The sequence below is a fragment of the Sporosarcina sp. FSL K6-2383 genome (genome assembly GCF_038618305.1).
Taxonomy (GTDB): Bacteria; Bacillota; Bacilli; order Bacillales_A; family Planococcaceae; genus Sporosarcina.
In genome coordinates this window covers 1,272,272-1,292,298 of record NZ_CP152017.1, presented here as the reverse complement: position 1 = coordinate 1,292,298, position 20,027 = coordinate 1,272,272, and the positions used below count along the sequence as shown (strand labels likewise).

13 protein-coding genes are annotated in these 20,027 nt (G+C 44.9%); 4 read left to right on the top strand and 9 right to left on the bottom strand.

Going from position 1 to position 20,027, the window contains the following annotated elements:
* The 3 genes from addA to fdhD form a co-directional block, all read right to left on the bottom strand.
* Entirely contained in the window at positions 1-3,690 is a 3,690-nt protein-coding gene (gene addA, locus MKZ10_RS06435; RefSeq protein WP_342510062.1) for a helicase-exonuclease AddAB subunit AddA, read from the bottom strand.
* Positions 3,668-7,165, bottom strand: coding sequence for a helicase-exonuclease AddAB subunit AddB (gene addB / locus MKZ10_RS06430; RefSeq protein ID WP_342508942.1), 3,498 nt, complete (start codon positions 7,163-7,165; stop codon positions 3,668-3,670). Before addB ends, addA begins: the two co-directional genes overlap by 23 nt.
* Before the next feature lie 814 nt (positions 7,166-7,979).
* A complete protein-coding gene (gene fdhD, locus MKZ10_RS06425; RefSeq protein ID WP_342508940.1) occupies positions 7,980-8,777 on the bottom strand; it encodes a formate dehydrogenase accessory sulfurtransferase FdhD in 798 nt (265 codons plus the stop codon).
* A 186-nt stretch (positions 8,778-8,963) separates the two neighbouring features.
* Here fdhD and fdhF point away from each other — a divergent pair, with 186 nt between their 5' ends.
* The gene (gene fdhF / locus MKZ10_RS06420) at positions 8,964-11,900 is read left to right on the top strand and encodes a formate dehydrogenase subunit alpha (protein ID WP_342508938.1); all 2,937 of its coding nucleotides are present in this window, start codon (positions 8,964-8,966) and stop codon (positions 11,898-11,900) included.
* Between the two features lie 6 nt (positions 11,901-11,906).
* Positions 11,907-12,389, top strand: a complete 483-nt coding sequence (locus MKZ10_RS06415; RefSeq protein ID WP_342508936.1) for a DUF1641 domain-containing protein — start codon at positions 11,907-11,909, stop codon at positions 12,387-12,389.
* A gap of 437 nt (positions 12,390-12,826) precedes the next feature.
* Here MKZ10_RS06415 and MKZ10_RS06410 read toward each other — a convergent pair whose 3' ends face one another.
* Positions 12,827-13,450, bottom strand: coding sequence for a TVP38/TMEM64 family protein (locus MKZ10_RS06410; protein ID WP_342508935.1), 624 nt, complete (start codon positions 13,448-13,450; stop codon positions 12,827-12,829).
* 111 nt (positions 13,451-13,561) lie between these two features.
* Here MKZ10_RS06410 and MKZ10_RS06405 point away from each other — a divergent pair, with 111 nt between their 5' ends.
* Complete coding sequence (locus MKZ10_RS06405; RefSeq protein WP_342508933.1) at positions 13,562-14,278, top strand: AzlC family ABC transporter permease; 717 nt, start codon at positions 13,562-13,564, stop codon at positions 14,276-14,278.
* Positions 14,278-14,586 (top strand): AzlD domain-containing protein, encoded by a 309-nt coding sequence (locus tag MKZ10_RS06400; protein WP_342508931.1) that lies wholly within the window; start codon positions 14,278-14,280, stop codon positions 14,584-14,586. Before MKZ10_RS06405 ends, MKZ10_RS06400 begins: the two co-directional genes overlap by 1 nt.
* 267 nt (positions 14,587-14,853) lie before the next feature.
* Here the strand turns inward: MKZ10_RS06400 and MKZ10_RS06395 are convergent, their stop codons facing one another.
* The 5 genes from MKZ10_RS06395 to MKZ10_RS06375 form a co-directional block, all read right to left on the bottom strand.
* The gene (locus MKZ10_RS06395; RefSeq protein WP_342508928.1) at positions 14,854-15,105 is read right to left on the bottom strand and encodes a CsbA family protein; all 252 of its coding nucleotides are present in this window, start codon (positions 15,103-15,105) and stop codon (positions 14,854-14,856) included.
* Between the two features lie 27 nt (positions 15,106-15,132).
* Positions 15,133-16,320, bottom strand: coding sequence for a PDZ domain-containing protein (locus MKZ10_RS06390; RefSeq protein ID WP_342508926.1), 1,188 nt, complete (start codon positions 16,318-16,320; stop codon positions 15,133-15,135).
* 553 nt (positions 16,321-16,873) lie between these two features.
* The gene (locus tag MKZ10_RS06385) at positions 16,874-18,313 is read right to left on the bottom strand and encodes a S41 family peptidase (protein WP_342508924.1); all 1,440 of its coding nucleotides are present in this window, start codon (positions 18,311-18,313) and stop codon (positions 16,874-16,876) included.
* Between the two features lie 203 nt (positions 18,314-18,516).
* A complete protein-coding gene (locus tag MKZ10_RS06380) occupies positions 18,517-19,083 on the bottom strand; it encodes a TlpA disulfide reductase family protein (protein WP_342508922.1) in 567 nt (188 codons plus the stop codon).
* Positions 19,076-19,696 (bottom strand): hypothetical protein, encoded by a 621-nt coding sequence (locus MKZ10_RS06375; RefSeq protein WP_342508920.1) that lies wholly within the window; start codon positions 19,694-19,696, stop codon positions 19,076-19,078. The genes MKZ10_RS06380 and MKZ10_RS06375 overlap by 8 nt, the downstream gene beginning before the upstream one ends.
* Between the last annotated feature and the right edge of the window lie 331 nt (positions 19,697-20,027).

The window sequence follows — 20,027 nt, the reverse complement described above, 5'->3', positions numbered from 1 at the left end:
TCATTCCTCCCGAATTGTGACGGTCCTCTGTCCATCAAATAAATAAAGGACCATTTCTTTTATATCTATTTTCATTATCGCTTCAATTGCCTTCTTGTACAAATTCAACTGAATACCATAACGCTTCTGCATTTCAACTTCTACATCCTCATTCGAACTAAATCGTTCAAGAACTTTATCCGTTTTATAATCGAGCAACACCCAACCATCTTGTTCTTCGAATAAACAATCGGCAATCCCCTGCAAAATTTGATAATCCCCATCTACATCACTTTGTGCATACGTAAAAGGCAATTCACGCAATACCTGTTCAGCATTTTGTAACCTTTTGGCAATCGGCAACTCAAAAAAGGTTGTAACTGAATGAACATCAATCATTTTCGCTTCTTCAGTTGTGAGTAGCTGTCGATTCGTTAACTCCACGACCAGTTGCTCAACCTCTTCAACCGTACATTGTTTTCCGATTGCGATATGCTGCATAACCGTATGCATGGACGTCCCGATCTCTGCGGCGGATAATGCTCTTGATTGCATGAAGGCTGGACGATCATGTAAATAAGCCGTACTCACTGCATCACTTTTCACGACAGCAATATCATCCACCTGCTGCTCAAGAATCGCTAAACGCTTCAGCTCACTCACCGTTTGCTTGGATTTTTTCGAAACAGAAGCGGCAAACGAATATTTCACATCAAAGCGTCGTTTCACCTCTGCCAATAAATCGACATCGACCTCTTCTGGTACAAGATCCACTTCGCCTTCCTCAGTCATTTCCTCACTATGTGTCAGCAATGAAGATACCGGAAATGCATCAATTTGCCAAACAGAAGGATCCACCATCAGCTGCCCCCCTGGAATCCCTCCGAATTTCTCAAACTCGGCATGCCTTGCAACCGCGGGACCAATCCAATCCAAATAGCCATTGGCACGTGACCGGGTGTATTCCGGTAACATCAACTGTGGGTCTATTAACTGCGCAGCCTGCCATTTTCCAATCTTCTTCTCGATATCCTTGACCGACGCAATAATTTCAAGATGCTCTTTGGCACGTGTCATCGCAACGTAAAGCACACGCATTTCCTCAGAACGCACTTCTAATTCCTTCTGTTCTTTCATCGCAAGGAATGGCAAGGACGTGTACGTAATCCGGTTATCCGGGTCAATTGCTTTCACCGCAAGCCCAAAATGCTGGTCAAATAAATACGGTTCATTGAAATCCATCTTATTAAATTTCCGCCCTGCCCCTGCGATAAACACATAAGGGAATTCCAATCCTTTGGATGAATGAATCGTCATCATGCGTACAACATCTTCCTTATCACTCATCGAGCGCGCAGCACCTAAATCATCCCCCCGTTTTTGCATCCGATCTATAAAACGCAAGAAACGGAATAATCCACGGAATGACGTCTTTTCATAATCAATCGCGCGATCATGCAAAGCGCGTAAATTGGCTTGCCGCTGCTTACCATTCGGCATCGCTCCCACCATTTCGTAATAATGCGTATCTGCATATACTTGCCAGATTAACTCCGACAATGAACCGCGGCGTGCCAAGTTGCGCCAATCCTCAAACTGTCGGAAAAAGCGTTGCAATTTCTCCTGCGTGTCATTCGCCATACCTGATCCACCTGTTCGTACAAAGCGCTTCAACGCTTCAAAAAACGGCTCATTTTTCGCAGTTAATCGAATTTGCGCCAATTCATTTTCCGTCATGCCGATAAACGGAGAACGTAACACAGAAGCCAACGGGATATCCTGATACGGATTGTCAATCACCCGCAATGTGTTCAGCATTATCATCACTTCAAGCGCATCGAAATAACCGCGTGACAATTCCGTATAAATCGGAATACCTGCCAGCTTAAATTCCTCTGCAATTTCACCTGACCACGTCATTGAACGCATTAAAATAACGATATCTCGGTATTCCATCGGGCGTTTTTTCCCACTAAATGCATCCGCTACTTCAGCGCCGGATTCTATCAAGGCTTGAATTCGCTTAATCATGAAGCGTGCTTCTGCCTGTGAGCTTTTCAAACTTTGTTCTGGTAGCTCTGCTGATTCTTCCAATTCTTCTTCCACATCTTCATATAGCAACGTCAAGCCTGCCGTAACAGTCTTTTCTGGATACTGCGCTCCATATTTTAATGCCGCCGCATCATCATAATCGATTTCCCCAACACGTGCCCCCATCACTTGCGCAAAGACAAAATTCGTCGCATCCAGTACTTCTTTACGACTGCGGAAATTGGCGTTCAAGTCGATTTTTAAACCTTGCTCTCCGTCGTCCTCCGTAAAACGATTATATTTCCCGAGAAATAACATCGGCTCAGCCAGACGGAAGCGGTAAATGGACTGCTTCACATCGCCGACCATGAACAAATTACCGTCCTGCTCCCCGCCGCGCTTAATCAGCTGAATAATCGTCTCCTGCAACAAGTTAACATCCTGATATTCATCGACGAGCACTTCCTCAAAACGCTTGCGATAGTCCTCCGCGATATCCGATGCTACCAGCTTGCCGTCCTGTTGTTGCGATAAAATACGCAATGCGTAATGCTCTAAGTCAGAGAAATCGACGATGCCTCTATCAATTTTCAACTGCTCGTAACGTTGGCCAAAATCAACAACCAGTTCAATGAGCGTATGCATAGTCGGTGCCATTAAGCGGATTTCGGTGAGCAAACGGGCCGGTGTTCTTGTGAAATAGGATTCTTTCAATGCATTAATAATCTTTTTTACCGCATCGCGTAGCGCTTTCGCTCGCTTAGCTAGCTCTTCATCACACGAATCTTTCCGAATCGTACCTGCTTTCGCCCATTTCAAAGAGCCGAAAAAGTCATATGTTTCCTGCCAAGTACCCTCTGATATACGGCGATTCGCCTCATTTATCCATAGTAAATCTGCTTCTGCAGTTGCCGTAAGCGGTTCTGGACCATCCGGCATAAGTGCAATGTGCTTCATATCGCCCGTCAATGCCGCCGCTTCCTCCAACGAATGACGAATCGCCATTTTAAGCGGCTCCATAAAGTTCAGGTCGTCAATCGTAGTCGTCTCTTCAAGCTCATATTGCTGTGGAATGAGGCGCAGCCATTGCTCTGGCGCTGGGTGGACACGAGAATAGTCATACAGTCGGTCTATGAGCGTCTCAATCGACTGATCATTACGGTCCGATGTGAAGCTATCCGCTAGCCGATACATTGCATCTGGATTTTCAGCGCTATACGCTTCCTCTAATACATCCCCAATCGTATCGTCGCGCAATAGCGCCGCTTCAGTACTATCGGCAATGCGAAAGCCCGGGTCAATATCGAGTAAATAAGCATACTGCCGCACAACATTTAAACAGAATGAGTGCAGTGTAGAAATCTGTGCTTTATTCAATAAATTCAACTGCCTACGTAAATGAACGGACCCCGGTTTTTCAGCGATGGCTTCTTCTAACGCTTCTGCCATCCGGTGACGCATTTCCGCAGCAGACGCATTGGTAAATGTCACAACAAGTAATTCATCGACGTCGATTGGATTTTTTTCATCCAATACTTTTTCAATCATCCGAGTGATTAATACTTTCGTCTTGCCCGAGCCAGCCGCAGCAGAAACGAGAATATCCTTCCCCTTCGCCCAAATCGCTTTCCACTGTGCATCCGTAAACGTCAGTCCCTCAGGTTTCACGGGTATGTGCATCATCCGTCACCTCCATGCGCATTTTTTCTAGTGATAATTCCGGATCCAGTTCCGCATACGAACGATGGGATTGTGTCGGATCTGTTGGATCGAATTGACAAACAGAACGATACGAACAAAATTGGCAGGGCATTTTATCTCGTAATTTGTATGGATAGACCCTCGTATCCCCCGCAAGCATGGCATCCCCTGCTTTTTGGTGCCGCGTTCGCACGTAGGAGCGCATCATCTGCAAATCATCCGATGACAATACCTTCGATGATTTTGCAAAACTGCCGTCCATTTTAATCGAAGCAGGTACGATAGCAGATGAACGCCCAATATCCGCGTCCATGCCGATGACCACTTCTTGATTATCTAGTAAATAGCCCCTCATCTTATACGATTTCGCAATTTCGGCTTCCAGTAATTCCTTTGTTAATTCCGAACCAGAACGAATCATCGGGTTATGGATATGCATATACAACACACCTGCTGGATCTGCATGAAATCCAAGCCATTCGTCGGCATTTTCAAGTGCCACATCAAGGTAAGTCATCATTTGTAACGACAAGCCATAATACACTTCCGTCAAATCAAGACCCCGTGCCGATGATTTATAATCGACGACACGGACGTAGTTTTTGCCGCTAATTTCAGAGGCATCCACCCGGTCAATACGCCCCCGTAGCCTCATAGAATCGCCACGGCGTAATGGAATTTCAAGCGCAGGTAATTCTTCGCCTGGTCCAAAAGCCGCTTCAATCGCAACCGGCTTAAACACCGTCGCTTTCGCCTGTGTACTCAACGAATAAATCGTCCGCTGAATAATATGCATGAGCTTGCGCTTAATATAAACATAACGGCTTGTGGACAATAAAATCCGATTGAAAAAATACGGAGAAATATCGTCAACTGCTGCCCTTGCTAACTGCCAGCACTCTTCCCGCGTCAACTCCGCCCATGATTTTCCGAGACGCATCGTTTCATCAGATACCCATTTTAGTGCCGCGTGGAATAAATCACCGATAGCCGGTGCCTCCAATGTAAATTCTGTCCGTTCACGCAAGCCAAGCCCGAACGACGCGTAATGCTGAAATGGACAACTATAATAGGATTCAATGCGTGACACACTCGATACAAATGATTCCCCATACAAGCCGGTCGTCAACTCTGGACGTAGTCGATCTGTTTTATTCTTTTCATTCATGGGGCGAATAATATGACGGAAGACAGATGACCAATACGGATCCTCTTCGTAATAGGCCATAACCGCACGCCATTCACGCTCAAGGACTCCTGTATGCTGCGCTTCTTTGATTTTCATCGACACATACGGCAGTGCCGCGCGCGGATGGCTAATATAATCGAATTGATTGGCTTCAACCGGTAATTCCGACGGATCCGTCACCGCCATGATTGTTTGCGTACCAGGCAATAGCTGTTGAATACGAGCACTATATAACGAAGGTAATAAGGATTTCCCTTCTTCATCCGCAACAGGATACGACACATAAAGCTGTTCACGCGGCGCAGTGAACGCCCGGTATGCCATATACGTTTCATCCATCAATTTCATTTTCGAAGTTGGTGCCAGCTCAAACCCGATATCCGTAAACCACTCACGATCCGCGTCCGATAATAGCCCTTCATTATCGACACGTTTTGGCATGACACCATCATTGACACCGATGACAAATACAGCGTCTATATTCATTAAATTGGACACTTCTACATTCGACACCGTCACTTGATCAAGAGATGGAGGAATCCGTGCAAATTCTAGTGAATCGAAACCTTCATCCAAAATACGCGCAGCTTCTTTTGGAGGCATCTCTTTATCGCCGAACATCAACACAAACTGATCGAGGACATTGATCCAGCCAGTCCACGCCTGTTCATGCTCCGTGGCACCAAGCAAACGCCCCGCCCGTTCTTCATCCGCACGCAAGTCGATGATTTTATCAAAGACATGGAGCTTTTCCATCAATAAAAACAGCGCCTCTGCTACATCACGCCCATTTTTCGAACCTTTCAGCCGTTTTTCAAATCCAGCAAGTGGCCCCCGAATTTCATCGCGAATGATATGCAATTCTTTCTCCATCGCACGCTCTTCATCAGTTTGGACATCGCTATACAATTCCAGCCCACGGTACTTCTTCACTCGCCAACGGCTATCATCGAACCAGCGTTGACCATAAATGCCATGCGCTAAAACGTAATTTTCAAGACGATCCGCCCGATCACGCCAGAGCAGCTTATCTTCTCGATGCGGGAAAAAAAGATCCGTCTTCACCGCACGAAATACCGACTCATACGACCAGCCCGACGTTATCGCTTCTAAAATTGAACGTGAAAACTCAATGAGTGGATGGTGTAGCATCGGCTTTTTCTGGCTAATGAATAACGGAATATCATACTGCGGAAAAATGGTTTCAATGAGTTCATCATACTTTTCAGGCTGGCGATACAATATCGCGATATTCTTATAGCGTTTACCTGCTAGCATAAGTGACCGAATCTGACGTGCCACCGCATGAATTTCTGCTCGGCGATTCGCCGCTTCAATGAGCACAACATGGCCCTCTGAATCCTTCGCTTGCGCTGGATAATGGTCAAATTCTGCTTCAAAATGCTGAAGGTCTTTGTTTTGAAAACGTTGTGCCTGCGCCATATAAATATCTTCTTCTACATCCACTGACTCGACGCGCGCTAGTTCACGTAATTTAAGTGATGTCTTGACTGGATTAAAAAATAGCTCGTGGTCTGCAAAACCTGCATGCGCACCTTCCATTGGTAGCACAACCGTGACACGCTTGGCATGCTTCATCAGTTCAGTGACAATTTCATATTCCCGTGTCGTAAAGTTTTCAAAGCCATCTAGGTAAATATCAGCCCCTTGCAGAAGCTCCGAATGATTAATTTGCGCAGCTAAAAGAGCGAGATGTCCTTCACTATCAACAAAACTTGTCCCTAGCTTTTCTTCGATTTTTGTCAGTAGCAGCGACAGGTCACTCGCTTTGTCGAGCAAAGTACGCGGCGCATTAGCTGCCACCAGCTCATCGTAGAGATTACCCATCATTTGATGATCCAAGCAATAGCGACTAAACTCCTTCAATAAATCCCCAATCATTTCCGTGAATCCACGTTTACTCGCCGCCTGCCGGAACAATTTAAACTCTTCCCGATTGTCCTCCAATACACTGCGTACGAGCATTCGATACCCGAAGCCATCCACTTCCTTACGCGTAATGCCTCCCGTCTCCTGCAGCACGCGCCATGCCAGCCGCTTAAACGTCAACACCTGCGCACGAATAATCCCTTGCAAACCATAATCGACAGCTAAGCTATGCTCCATCGCAAACGACATTTGGTCAGGCACAATAACAATTATCGGTGAACCTACTGGATTTCGTTCAAGCTCTGTTGCAATCTCCTGCTTAACGAACGTCGTTTTGCCTGAGCCCGATCGTCCCGTTATAAAACGTAATGACATGTTGTCCCTCCTTTTTTCGTAATGATATATGTATTCAAATCTATTCTTCTATTGTACAGAAAGTTGGAGGTGACATGAACATATATGTTAAATTGCTGAATATCTAAATGTAAACTGACGACATTCCATGATGTCTCGAAACTAGACAACGTTTTCGCCTAACTAAACAACATTTCCTGTGAACTAGGCAACGTTTCAAGTAGTTAACAACATAAACACGAAACTAGACAATGTTTTCACCTAACTAAACAACGTTTCCTGTGAACTAAGCAACGTTCCAAGTAGTTAACAACATAAACTTGAAACTAGACAACGTTTTCGCCTAACTAAACAATGTTTCCTGTAAACTAGGCAACGTTTCAAGTAGTTAACAACATAAACATAAAACTAGACAACGTTTTCACCTAACTAAACAACGTTTCCTGTAAACTAGGCAACGTTTCAAGTAGTTAACAACATAAACACGAAACTAGACAACATTTTCGCCTAACTAAACAACGTTTTCTGTGAACTAGACAACGTTTTCGCCTAACTTTGCAACGTTCATCATAACCACAAAAAAAGAAGAGAGAAGAGTATCGCCCTCTCTCCCTTCCTTCCCACACAAATGATTAGGTTGCTGCCCAACATCCGGCACCCGCAGTCCGGCAAGTGAATCACGTTTTTAAGTTGCTCACCAACACCCAGCACCCGAAGTCTGGGAGGACCATCACTTTTTCATGGTGCCTAATCATCACCCGCATACAACTTGACAGGAGCTTTCAAAATGTCCTGCTATTTTTAGTATATGCAGTTCTCAGGTCAATCTATGCATTCATTTGCCATCAAAAATAATTCGTTCTGGATGCGTATACACATTGAATGACTGTTGCCGAATAAAGCCAACGGTCGTGATGCCCAATTCTTCCGCCAACGTCAACGCCAACTCAGTAGGCGCCGACTTAGACAGCACTATTTCACACCCAATTTTAGCGACCTTCAATAAAATCTCAGAAGAAATGCGCCCACTAAATACGATCACTTTATCTCCGACTGGAATTTGATGCTTCAAGCAGTATCCATATATTTTATCTAGAGCATTATGTCTGCCAATATCCATCCGCGCTAGCACAATACCGGTCGAATCGCAAAGCGCCGCATTATGCACACCGCCCGTTTGACGAAACATCTCTGCCGATTGGTCCATCTGCTCCATCAAGAAAAGACAATCATCCGGCGTCAATGTCACACGCGTTTCCGTCATCTTTTTAGCCGTCAAAGCATCGTTAGCAAAAACAAATCCTTGCCGACTCATTCCACAACAAGACGTGATATAACGCTTATTCATTAATTTTTCGTAGAAAGGATACTGCTTATCCGTTTCAATATGCACAATCCCAGCCTCTTCCTGCACACGAATCGAACGAATATCTTGATACCTTGGAATCACACCTTCCGACGCCAAAAATCCAACCACCATATCCACTATATACTCCGGTGAGCAGACAATGGTAGCCAATTCCCGTCCATTGATGTGGATGGTCACAGGATGCTCCGTTACAACGCGGACTTCCTTGTTCGCACTCTGCCCTTGCGTATATTGAACGATCGTCCGTCCCTTCTCCAACTCCATCCGCCTCTCCTCCTTGATACTGTTTCAATAATCCAAAAAATAGATTGAAGATTCATTTTCTTTCTATTATACTAGAAAGTAGAGATAATCCTACCCTATTCGCAAACGAATCCACTATGAAAGTGCACGCATGACATCGGTGTATTTTTTTCATAGTGGTTTTTTATTAATTAAAGGAGGTGCCCTGTGTTGATTAACATCAATGGTTTAGATTTTAACTTTGAGGAAGGTCAGACACTCATTGAGCTCATCAATCAACATCAATTTTCCCATCCGCAAATTTGTCACTTACCAGAAGTCGACCCCATTGAGACGTGTGATACCTGTATTGTCGAGGTCAATGGTCAACTGATGCGGGCTTGTTCAACGGAGGCCGTTGCAGGCATGGCTGTTCAACTTTCATCTACTCGTGCCAAGGAAGCTCAGACCGAAGCAATGGATCGAATTCTTGAAAACCATCTACTATATTGCACAGTTTGCGACAACAACAATGGCAACTGCAAAATTCATAATACAGTCGATTTGATGGAAATCGAGCATCAAAAGTATCCATTTGAACCGAAATGTTCAACGAATGAGGTCGATTTTACGCATCCGTTTTATCGCTATGATCCGAATCAATGCATCGCTTGTGGCCAATGCGTTGAAGTATGTCAAAACTTACAGGTCAATGAAACCCTGTCCATTGATTGGGAAAGAGATCGCCCTATTGTGTTATGGGATGGTGGCGCGAAAATCAATGACTCTTCCTGTGTTGGCTGTGGTCAATGCGTAACGGCTTGCCCATGTAATGCGTTGATGGAAAAATCAATGCTCGGTGAAGCTGGCTTTATGACGGGATTAAAAGAGGAAATTCTGACACCGATGATTGACCTTGTGAAAGACGTGGAGCCAGGATACAGCGGAATTATGGCGATTTCAGATGCCGAAGCGGCAATGCGTGATACACGGACGAAGAAGACGAAAACCGTTTGTACGTTTTGTGGGGTCGGCTGTTCATTTGAGGTGTGGACAAAAGATCGTAAAATCTTGAAGATTCAACCCGTTTCTGACGCACCTGTCAATGCGATTTCCACTTGCATCAAAGGAAAATTTGGCTGGGACTTCGTCAATAGCGACAAACGGCTCACCACGCCCCTCATTCGCAAGGGCGACTCCTTTGTCGAGGCATCGTGGGAGGAGGCACTTGACCTTGTTGCGCTCAAACTAGGGACGATAAAAAAAGAATATGGCAAGGAAGCTGTCGGCATCATTTCCTCATCGAAGATTACGAATGAGGAAAACTATGTCATTCAAAAGCTTGCACGCCAAGTGTTTGAAACGAATAGTGTCGATAACTGTTCACGCTATTGCCAGTCTCCGGCAACGGATGGACTTTTCCGTACTGTCGGAATGGGCGGCGATGCGGGAACGATTGAAGATATTGCCAAAGCAGGGCTAGTCATTATTATTGGTGCGAATCCTGCTGAAGGTCATCCTGTTCTTGCAACTCGCGTCAAACGCGCGCATAAATTACATGGGCAAAAATTGGTTGTCGCTGACTTGCGGAAAAATGAGATGGCGGAGCGTTCCGATATTTTCATCAGTCCAAAACAAGGAACAGATCAGGTGTGGCTCATGGCTGTGACCCGTTATATGATTGAGCAAGGCTGGCATGATCAGTCGTTCATTGACGAAAATGTTCATTACTTGGAAGAATTTAAAGATGTTCTTTCAACATATACACTCGATTATGCGGAGAAAGTTTGTAATGTATCAAAAAATATGCTGATTAAAACAGCTGAATTAATTCGCGATGCTGATGGCACTTGTATTCTATGGGGCATGGGAGTTACACAAAATACGGGTGGTTCCGATACATCCGCCGCCATTTCAAACTTGCTACTAGCAACTGGTAACTATCGCCGCCCTGGCGCGGGTGCTTATCCACTACGTGGGCATAATAATGTACAAGGCGCCTGTGATATGGGCACTTTACCAGGCTGGCTGCCCGGCTATCAGCATGTGACCAATGATGCCGCGCGTCAAAAATTTGAACAAGCATATGGTGTGGCTATCGACGATAAACCTGGGCTCGACAATATTCAAATGCTCCATTCCGTGGATGATGGCATCATGAAAGCGATGTATATTGTCGGAGAAGATATGGCGCTTGTCGATTCCAATTCCAACTTCGTACATGATATATTGTCGAAGCTCGATTTCCTTGTCGTACAGGATGTTTTCTTTTCGAGAACAGCTCAATATGCCGATGTTATTTTACCAGCAGTACCTTCACTCGAAAAAGATGGCACCTTTACAAATACCGAAAGGCGTGTTCAGCGCTTGTACAAAGCACTCCCTGAGCTCGGTGATGCCAAAGCGGACTGGTGGATTGTCCAAGAAGTGGCTAACCGACTTGGTCAAAGCTGGAATTTTAGCCACCCTGCCGATATTTTTGCAGAAATGGCGAGTTTGTCACCTCTGTTTAGTCAGGCAGATTACAGTGTGATGGAAGGTTGGGACAGCTTCTTATGGGGCAGTTTGGATGGCTCAAGTACACCGCTTCTGTATGAGAATGGATTTAATTTCCCGGATAAAAAAGCGCGCTTTGCATTATCCGACTGGGTAGAGCCTGTTGAATTTCCGGAAGAATACGATCTTCATATTAATAATGGACGCTTGCTAGAACATTTCCATGAAGGCAATTTGACGAATAAATCAGATGGTATTCAAGAGAAAGTTCCAGGGATTTTCGTCGAGGTATCACCCGAACTCGCTAAAGAACGCGGCGTATTAAGCGGTTCACTCGTCCGATTGGTTTCTCCCTATGGGGCGTTGAAACTTCCCGCCCTTGTCACGGACCGCGTCAAAAACAACGAATTATTTTTACCAATGAACTCAGTGGAAAAAGAATCCGCTATTAATTTCCTAACAGGACCTGCAGTCGATCAACGTACGAATACACCTGCCTATAAACAGACGATGGTGCGGCTGGAAGTTCTTCGAAAAGACGGAGAAAATCCTCTACCTGCATCCAATCCGCGCAATAAAGTGCGTCATCCACAAAACGGCGTCGAAGTGGAGCGCAAATGGGCACGGCCAGGCTATGTTCATTTAACGGATTATTGGGAGGAAAGGTGATTAGCGATGGCGATACCAATTACGACGATTCATAAAAATGAGTTGTCGCCCGAAGATGTCAAACAGCAGAAACTGGCGGAGCTCCAGTCATTAATTGCTCAACAAGATCAGGCGATCAACAAAATTCTTGCGATTACTGGTGAGCTAGATGACGCCGGCATTTTCGATGCTTTACAGGCTATTGTCAAGGCAAAAGAAAATCTAGCCCAAATCGCGGTTGACCAAGCAGCGAGAGAGCCCATAACAAATATTATCAACCACGTACTAAAAGCATCCGGAGTCCTGTCATCCATTGATCCTGCTGTGACTGAAAAACTTGCCACAGTCATCAAAAAAGGACTCGATGAAGCAGAACTGTACAGGGCGAATGGGGAAAAAGTGGGTGCATATCAGTTGATGACAGCTTTAAATGACCCTGATATTAACCGAGCAGTCAAATTCGGGATTGATTTCCTGAAGGGAATGGGGAAAGAGCTCGGTAAGGAGTAATTATCGGAGCAACCTGACTGGGTTGCTTCGATTTTTTATTTTTTTGGGAGAAACTGGGCTACAAATTTGGAGAACTGGGCTACCTATTTACAGAACTGAACTACCTAATTCGCAAACTCGGCTACCCCACGGAATTTGAGCTACGAATTTGGAGAACTGGGCTACCTATTTACAGAACTGAACTACCTAATTCGCAAACTCGGCTACCCCGCGGAAACTGAGCTACGAATTTGGAGAACTGGACTACCTATTTACAGAACTGAACTACCTAATTCGCAAACTCGGCTACCCCACGGAAACTGAGCTACGAATTTTGAGAACTGGGCTACCTAATACCAAAACTCATCTACCAACCACTCCCTCAAATAAAAAACTATCCTAAATCACTTTCCAACTCACGGAAAATAACTGAGGATAGCCATCTAAACAAACACCCGTCATTTTTCATCTCCACGACTAGCGACTGCCCGAAAATCAGCTTCAACCTTCGCATTCAAGCGTTTTTCAAATGCTTTACCAACGAACCATAGTAGCACAATAATGAGCACAACAATGATTGTCCGCATCGGTTGCGTTAACAGCGCCTTTAAATCATAGCCGATGAAACTGATCGTGAAAATCATCACCAATTTACCCGCCATCAGTGTTACCAAATAATACGTTTTCTTCATATTAGACAAAGCCGCAACGAGATTGACAAGGGCAGACGGTGTAAATGGAAAACAAATCAATAGAAACAGTGGACCAAACCCGTGCCCATCCACCCATCTAATTAATTTCTGAACACGTGGTTTTTTCGTTAAAAATCCTAACAAACGATTCCGACCATATTTTCGAATAATCAAAAACACCACATACGAGCCAACTACTGCCCCAGCCCATGACAAGACAAATCCATACCAAAGACCATATGCACTCGCATTGGCAAAAACGAAAACGAACAATGGTAGAAAAGGCAAAAATGACTCGATGAATGGCAATAACAATCCAATGAACGGCCCTAATGCCTTATAATGTTGCGCCAACTCAACTATTTTATCTACATCTAGCCATTCATTCATCCCAAACACCTCCAAAAAACTACTACTACTACTTAGAATTCTCTTATATATACCCATTAAAACATGGAATTATAGTATAATCACAGGAAACCTATAGAAAGATGTGACAATATGGAGAATAACCAGTTTTCAGCCGGATTGAAAGCCGGTACAAGCATTGCCATTGGCTACTTCCCCGTTGCCCTCACATTTGGACTTCTTGCGAAAACAGCGGGGTTGTCCATCGTCGAAGCAACTGCGATGAGCATTTTCGTCTTTGCTGGCGCAGCGCAATATATGTCGCTCAGCTTGATTACATATGGGGTCGATCCATTGTTAATCATTATGAATACATTTGTCGTCAACATTCGACACTTTCTTATGACGGCTTCACTCAATGAAAAGATGCAGCCCGCTAAAAAATGGATCAAAGCTATCTATGCTTTCGGTATTACAGACGAATCATTTTCCGTGCTAGCAACTGGTAAAAAAGGCAAGATTCCGACCACCTTTGCATTTGGCGTAGCGCTCATCGGCTATGGAAGCTGGGTTATTTTTACCGCTATTGGTCATGTCATCGGAGCTAATCTGCCGCAATTTTTACAAGCCGCCATGTCTATCGCGCTCTATGCCATGTTTATCGGACTGCTCGTCCCTTCCATGAAAGGCAACCGCAAAGTCGTCATGCTGGCAGGCGTAGCAGCAGTTACCCACTGCCTACTGTATGTTATCGGTGTATCAACCGGGTGGTCCATTTTAATCGCAACACTAGTTTCTTCAATTTTAATTGAAATTGTGTACGCGAGACGTGGTAAAGCCACTATGTATAGCCAAAAGGAGGGAGCATAATGGGACCAACTTATTGGTGGATGCTGTTCGGCATGGCACTTGTAACGTACTTACCACGTATGATTCCGCTGACATTTTTGGATGGTAAGGAATTGCCGCCCATCGTATCAGGCGTTTTGCGTAATATTCCATACGCTGTCCTCGGTGCGCTCATCTTTCCCGCTGTATTATTCGTGCAGGAAGGTAATATTTTATTTGGCGTCATTGGTGCCAGTGTTGCATTTTTGATAGCAATTTTAGGTGGTGGCGTCATGCCCGTCGTACTGGGTACGATTGGTGTGCTTGCCGTCTACAGTCTATTTATGTGAATTCAGCAGAAAACCACCACTTCCATAAATAGGAGACGGATGCAAGAAGCTTTTCATTCAGTGGGAGTTCAAATTACTGCTGAATTCAAATAAAGCCTCCGGCGGATGTCACGGATTTTTTAGGGGAGCTTTCGAGCAAGCTCGAAAAAAATCCGGACTCAATCATGCCGAGGCATGATTGATGTAAGGGACCGCTTTGACTGCGGTCTTTTTTTGTGGCTGAATAAAATACGAGACCACTCCTCCGAAAAGAAGTGGCCTCGCATTTTATTCAGCCTTGGCATGTTGGCGTGCTCTATTCACCATACGTGTTGCATACCAGAAGCCTACTGTTAGCGACAGTGCGTCTGCCACGTATAACAGCCAATTATGCGTATAGCCTGCATAGACCGACGCAGCGATCAGCGCAACCGTCAAAATCAGACCGACGATATGATGAAATGTTACGCGTGTAAAGAAAATTACAAGAAGCCCTGGTAGTAAAAGGGCTAACATCAATTTCGTTTCAAATGAACCCATGTCAAACATTCCTTCCAACATACAGGTTTATCGCACAACGAGAAGACCTAAGCGATGATGATCATGCCTGTAAATGACTTGCTGCATGAGCCGCACTTCACCGTTACGATCGACGACTTGCATACGACAATGCGCGGCATTGATCTGAATCGCATCGTACAGCTCTTTTTCATTACTCACTTGAATGCCATTCACGGAACGGATACATTCTCCAGTAATCAAACCCATCTTCTCCCCAGGTGAATCCGGTAAAATACCTGCAATCACAACACCCGTAGGATGGGGACTAGCCGCAAACCCACCTTGACGTTCACGAATGGAAACCACAATGGAAATCGTTATCCGGCAACCTACGCCAATCAACAGCGCCACCCATCCTAATATCGGTATCCATATCGCCGTTAAACCTGCACCAGCAACAATAATGCCCGTCCAAGCAACCGTACGACCTATCTTTGGCAATAAAACATCAGGATATGTCGAACGCATAACTTGTGAAAATCCGATAATTACTGGAAGCGGGATAATGCTGAATGCGTTCTCTCCCAGTGTAAACTGCGGCCAGTAGGGAAGATAAGCTGAAATCATATCCCCCGGAATCACAAATACAATTGGCAACAGCCAAAGTCGCTTCGTCTTAAATACCGCCGCACGTAATCCACGCTTCGTCTCCATTAAATAAGGCGATGCATATTTCAGAGTGTGGCGACCAATTAGAAGCCCCTCCGTCACAAGTAACAATCCAGCTATGACAGGAATCGTAATCGCCAGCTCACCAAACAAATCGATTTGCCCCGGACTCCAGCCTCTGAATGTAAACGTTCCAGCATATTTCCCGATAAAATAAAGAGCGAAAAAAGACGTTGCTGCAAAATAAATCGGTGAAGTTATTTTATAATAAAATGAAACAAGTCCAACAAGCACCGCTGCCGAAAACAGCACAAGCCAACCCGGATCAACGAGTAAGCCAGCCCCCGAAATAATGACCGACAACACAAGCCCATATAACCACGACTCTGCCAGCAATCGCTTCAGCTCAGTCAAACCAGGCAATAAGCGCACTTTAAAACTTTGACGCTCACGCTTTACACGAAAATACCCTAAAGCAACAGCAACTAGAAGCGTCACTAGAAATAAAGGATTTAAAAAAAATAGTGCAATCGCCTGTAATACATCAACCAGTAAGTTCTCGGACACGAACCGCCACCATCCCATCTTCCACAACCTCATTTCCTCTCATTGTATCAAAATAATGAGAGGAAATGTAAAAGAATCTTTGAAACTGTCAGAAGGAGGGAATGTCAAGGTGGATTGGGGAACTGTCAGGGCGATTCGCCGAACTGTAATGGCTATTTTGCTTACTTGTAATGGCTAAATCGAAAACTCTAATGGCAGGGCGAAACTGTCAGGGCGATTCGTCTAACTCTAATGGCTATTTTGCTAACTGTAATGGCTAAATCGAAAACTCTAATGGCTATGCGAAACTGTCAGGGCGATTCGCCGAACTCCAATGGCTATTTTGCTAACTGTAATGGCTAAATCGGAAACTCTAATGACAGTGCGAAACTGTCACGGCGATTCGCTGAACTCTAATGGCTATTTTGCTAACTGTAATGGCTAAATCGAAAACTCTAATGGCAATGCGAAACTGTCACGACGATTCGCCAAACTCTAATGGCTAAGCAAATCTGTCTGCGCAATCTCACTAACTCTAATGAGAATCACCCGCCCAAAAAGCCCCCGGCATAAATCACCAGGAGCCCCGCTATCAATTCTCACCCATTTTGTGGTTAATATAACCAAGCGCCATTTGCAGCTGTTCATCATTTTGACGGTCATCCCGGAACGCTTCCACTTGCCCTTTCAGCGCTGTAAAGAAGACGCGGTCCATGCTTTCATCCACCTTCACTTTCGAATCAACGCGAAATGCGTGGACCGCTCGAGCTGTTGATTCGTCAAAATAGCCGTCTTGCCGCCCTACACTGTAGCCGAGTCCGTCGAGTAAACGCTGCCCATATGCGATATCGTCATGGTAATCGCCATCTTTATACACTTCCGCAACTAGGCGAATATGCTCGCTAAACAACGCTTTTTGGGCCACTTCAAGATCCGTCTTTACCCCTTTACCATGAATCCACTTCTCCTTAGGCGTAAGCCATTTATGTGTCGACAGCTTCATCTCTCCGCCATTCGATAGCTCCGTAATATCTTGGACGGTTCCTTTCCCGAAACTTGTCACACCCATAATATAGCCTCTTTTCAAATCCTTCAATGCCCCGCTCAGCACCTCGCTCGCCGAAGCACTCCCTTTATCCTGCAACAAAACAATGGGCATCTTCTTCAGCTTTTCATCATAGGCATAATCTTCAGATGCCTCTGTCACAAGCGGTGTCAATGCCCCTTGCGCATCTTGCATAAAGGCAAAAACCGTATCCTCCGGCAATAAACTACCGGCGATATCACCAACCGTATGCAAATATCCTCCTGGATTGCCACGCACGTCAATTATTAATGACTGCGCACCTTCATTAATCAGCTTATTGGTTGCCTTCTCCCACTCTTTTGCACTTTCTTCAGCAAATTTCGTCAGTGATATGTAACCAATCTTCTTGTCACGTATTTCCATCATTTCTGCTGACACCGTCTTCACAGCAATCGCGTCACGTATGACCGGCACTTCAAGGTGTTTATTCAAATCGGGCCTGTAAATCGTCATTGTCACCGTCGTTCCACGCTTACCTCTAATGCGTTGCACCACGTCTTGTAATGACTTACCATCCAAACGTTCACCGTCAATCTGCACGATTTCATCATAAGGCTGCAAGCCCGCTTTCTCAGAAGGAGAGCCCTTCATCGGTGCAACAATAATGAATTTTCCATTTGACCTTGTTACTTCTGCACCGATGCCAATTCGTTCACCCGCAAGCGATTCCTTATGCGCCGCAGCCTCTTCCTGCGTTAAATATGTCGAATACGGATCGCCAATCACATCTGCCATGCCACGAAGAGCGCCCTCAATCAGCAGCTCCTGTTCAACCGGATAAACCCCTTTGTCCTTAATCACATCCAACGCCTCATCAATTACCGGGAACGTACTTGCCGTACCCGTCCCTTGCTCCTTATTCGCCGCACAGCCATCCAATATTAAAAATAAGCCAAGCAACAAGACAACTAAAATTACGAACAACAAAAACCGGCTTCTTTGCATAAAGCAATGTCCCCTCCTCCGTCCACTATATGAACGAAAAAGCAACATTACGACAGCAGAGAGCCGGCTTTCTTTAAATCAATCACGCCTGGCGTGATTGCGTCCAGATTTTGAATTGCGCTTGCGCAATTAACTCCCTTCAAAATCTGTGACATCCGCCGGAGGCTAGACTAAATTCAGCAGGGTTTGAACCCCTGCTGAATTTAGTTCAGGTTATCAATAAGCGCCTTCAACATTTTTTCATCCATCGGTCCTACCTTTTTAAAGGCGATGACTCCATCAGTACCAATCATATACGTCGTGGGAATCGTCATGACCTCATATTGCTTCCCAACGGTCCCGTCAATATCCATTGGAATCGGAAAAGTTAGCCCATAAGCTTCCACGAATTGCTCGACACCTTCAATGCCCCTCTTCTCGCCAGTTGTCAAATTCACCGCAATGAATTCAACATTTTCTTTGTCCTTGTTTTTCTTATAATAATTTTGCATATGTGGCATCTCCACCTTACAAGGTCCACACCACGATGCCCAGAAGTTCAACACCACTTTCTTACCTTTCAAATCCGACAGCTTCACAACATCTCCTGAAAGCGTCGTAAGTTCAAAGTCAGGCGGCGTAGTTCCCTTTTTCAATCCAGGCAGTTCCTCCGAGCCCGCTAAATAATTCTCAATCGGCTCCGTCTTCTCTAAATTCGACTTTATCATCAGCACCACCATCGATCCTATAAGCAGCACTGTGATTATATAGCCAATTATTTTCTTATTCACATCTGTTCCTCCGATCTAACTCCATGAAAAAAAGTCCTATTAATAAAGTTGAAATAAGCGGCGTATCGAAAAGTCCAGCTGGCTGCCATACAGCAACAAAGACATGAACCGTCATGAACAATCCTATGAATGGACGTGATCCATCACCTTTCATCCAATAAAAGATTGCAAACCATACAAAAGCGACAACGGTCACTACTTGCACGACCAACTCTCCGTCATTCAACAAAACCATCATCACCTGATACACTGCCTGCACAACCACTGCACCCATCAGAAGAGCTTGAATTCCCTCAGCGGTCAGCCGTTTCTTTTTACTGTCCCATAAAATTTTTCCTGCAACAAACACCAGGCCCAGATAAAACCCAACAACCCCTCCATCGAAATAAATCAGCGAGATTGGCGAGCGAATTACCGAACTAAAATCGGTAAGGACAACACTCAATTTCCACACAATAACCAAATAAAAAAATCCATCCGACAAAATTTCTGCATACTTTTTCCCATAACGAACCCGAATTGCACTATATGCGATAACGAACGCCACAATGAGTGCAATCCAAGAAGAAGGGACTGATAGATTCACGATTGTAAAATAATCTGTCACAAGCATTATCGGCTAACTCCTTCTACTATGTATATCCTATATGCTAGCGGATATCAGACGTGATGGCGACTTTTTTGCCCTATATGAGAACTCGACTACCTTTTCAGCAAACTGAGCTACCTTGGGGAAACTTTATTACCTAATTCGGAAACTCGGCTACCCCGACGGCGAACTCGACTACCTTTTTGAAAAACTGGGCTACCTCAGGGAAACTCTATTACCTAATTCGGAAACTCGGCTACCCCGACGGCGAACTCAACTACCCATTCATCAAACTGGGCTACCTCATCTCCAAATCCTGTCCAACAAAAAGGCCCGTCATCTTTAGACGGACCTT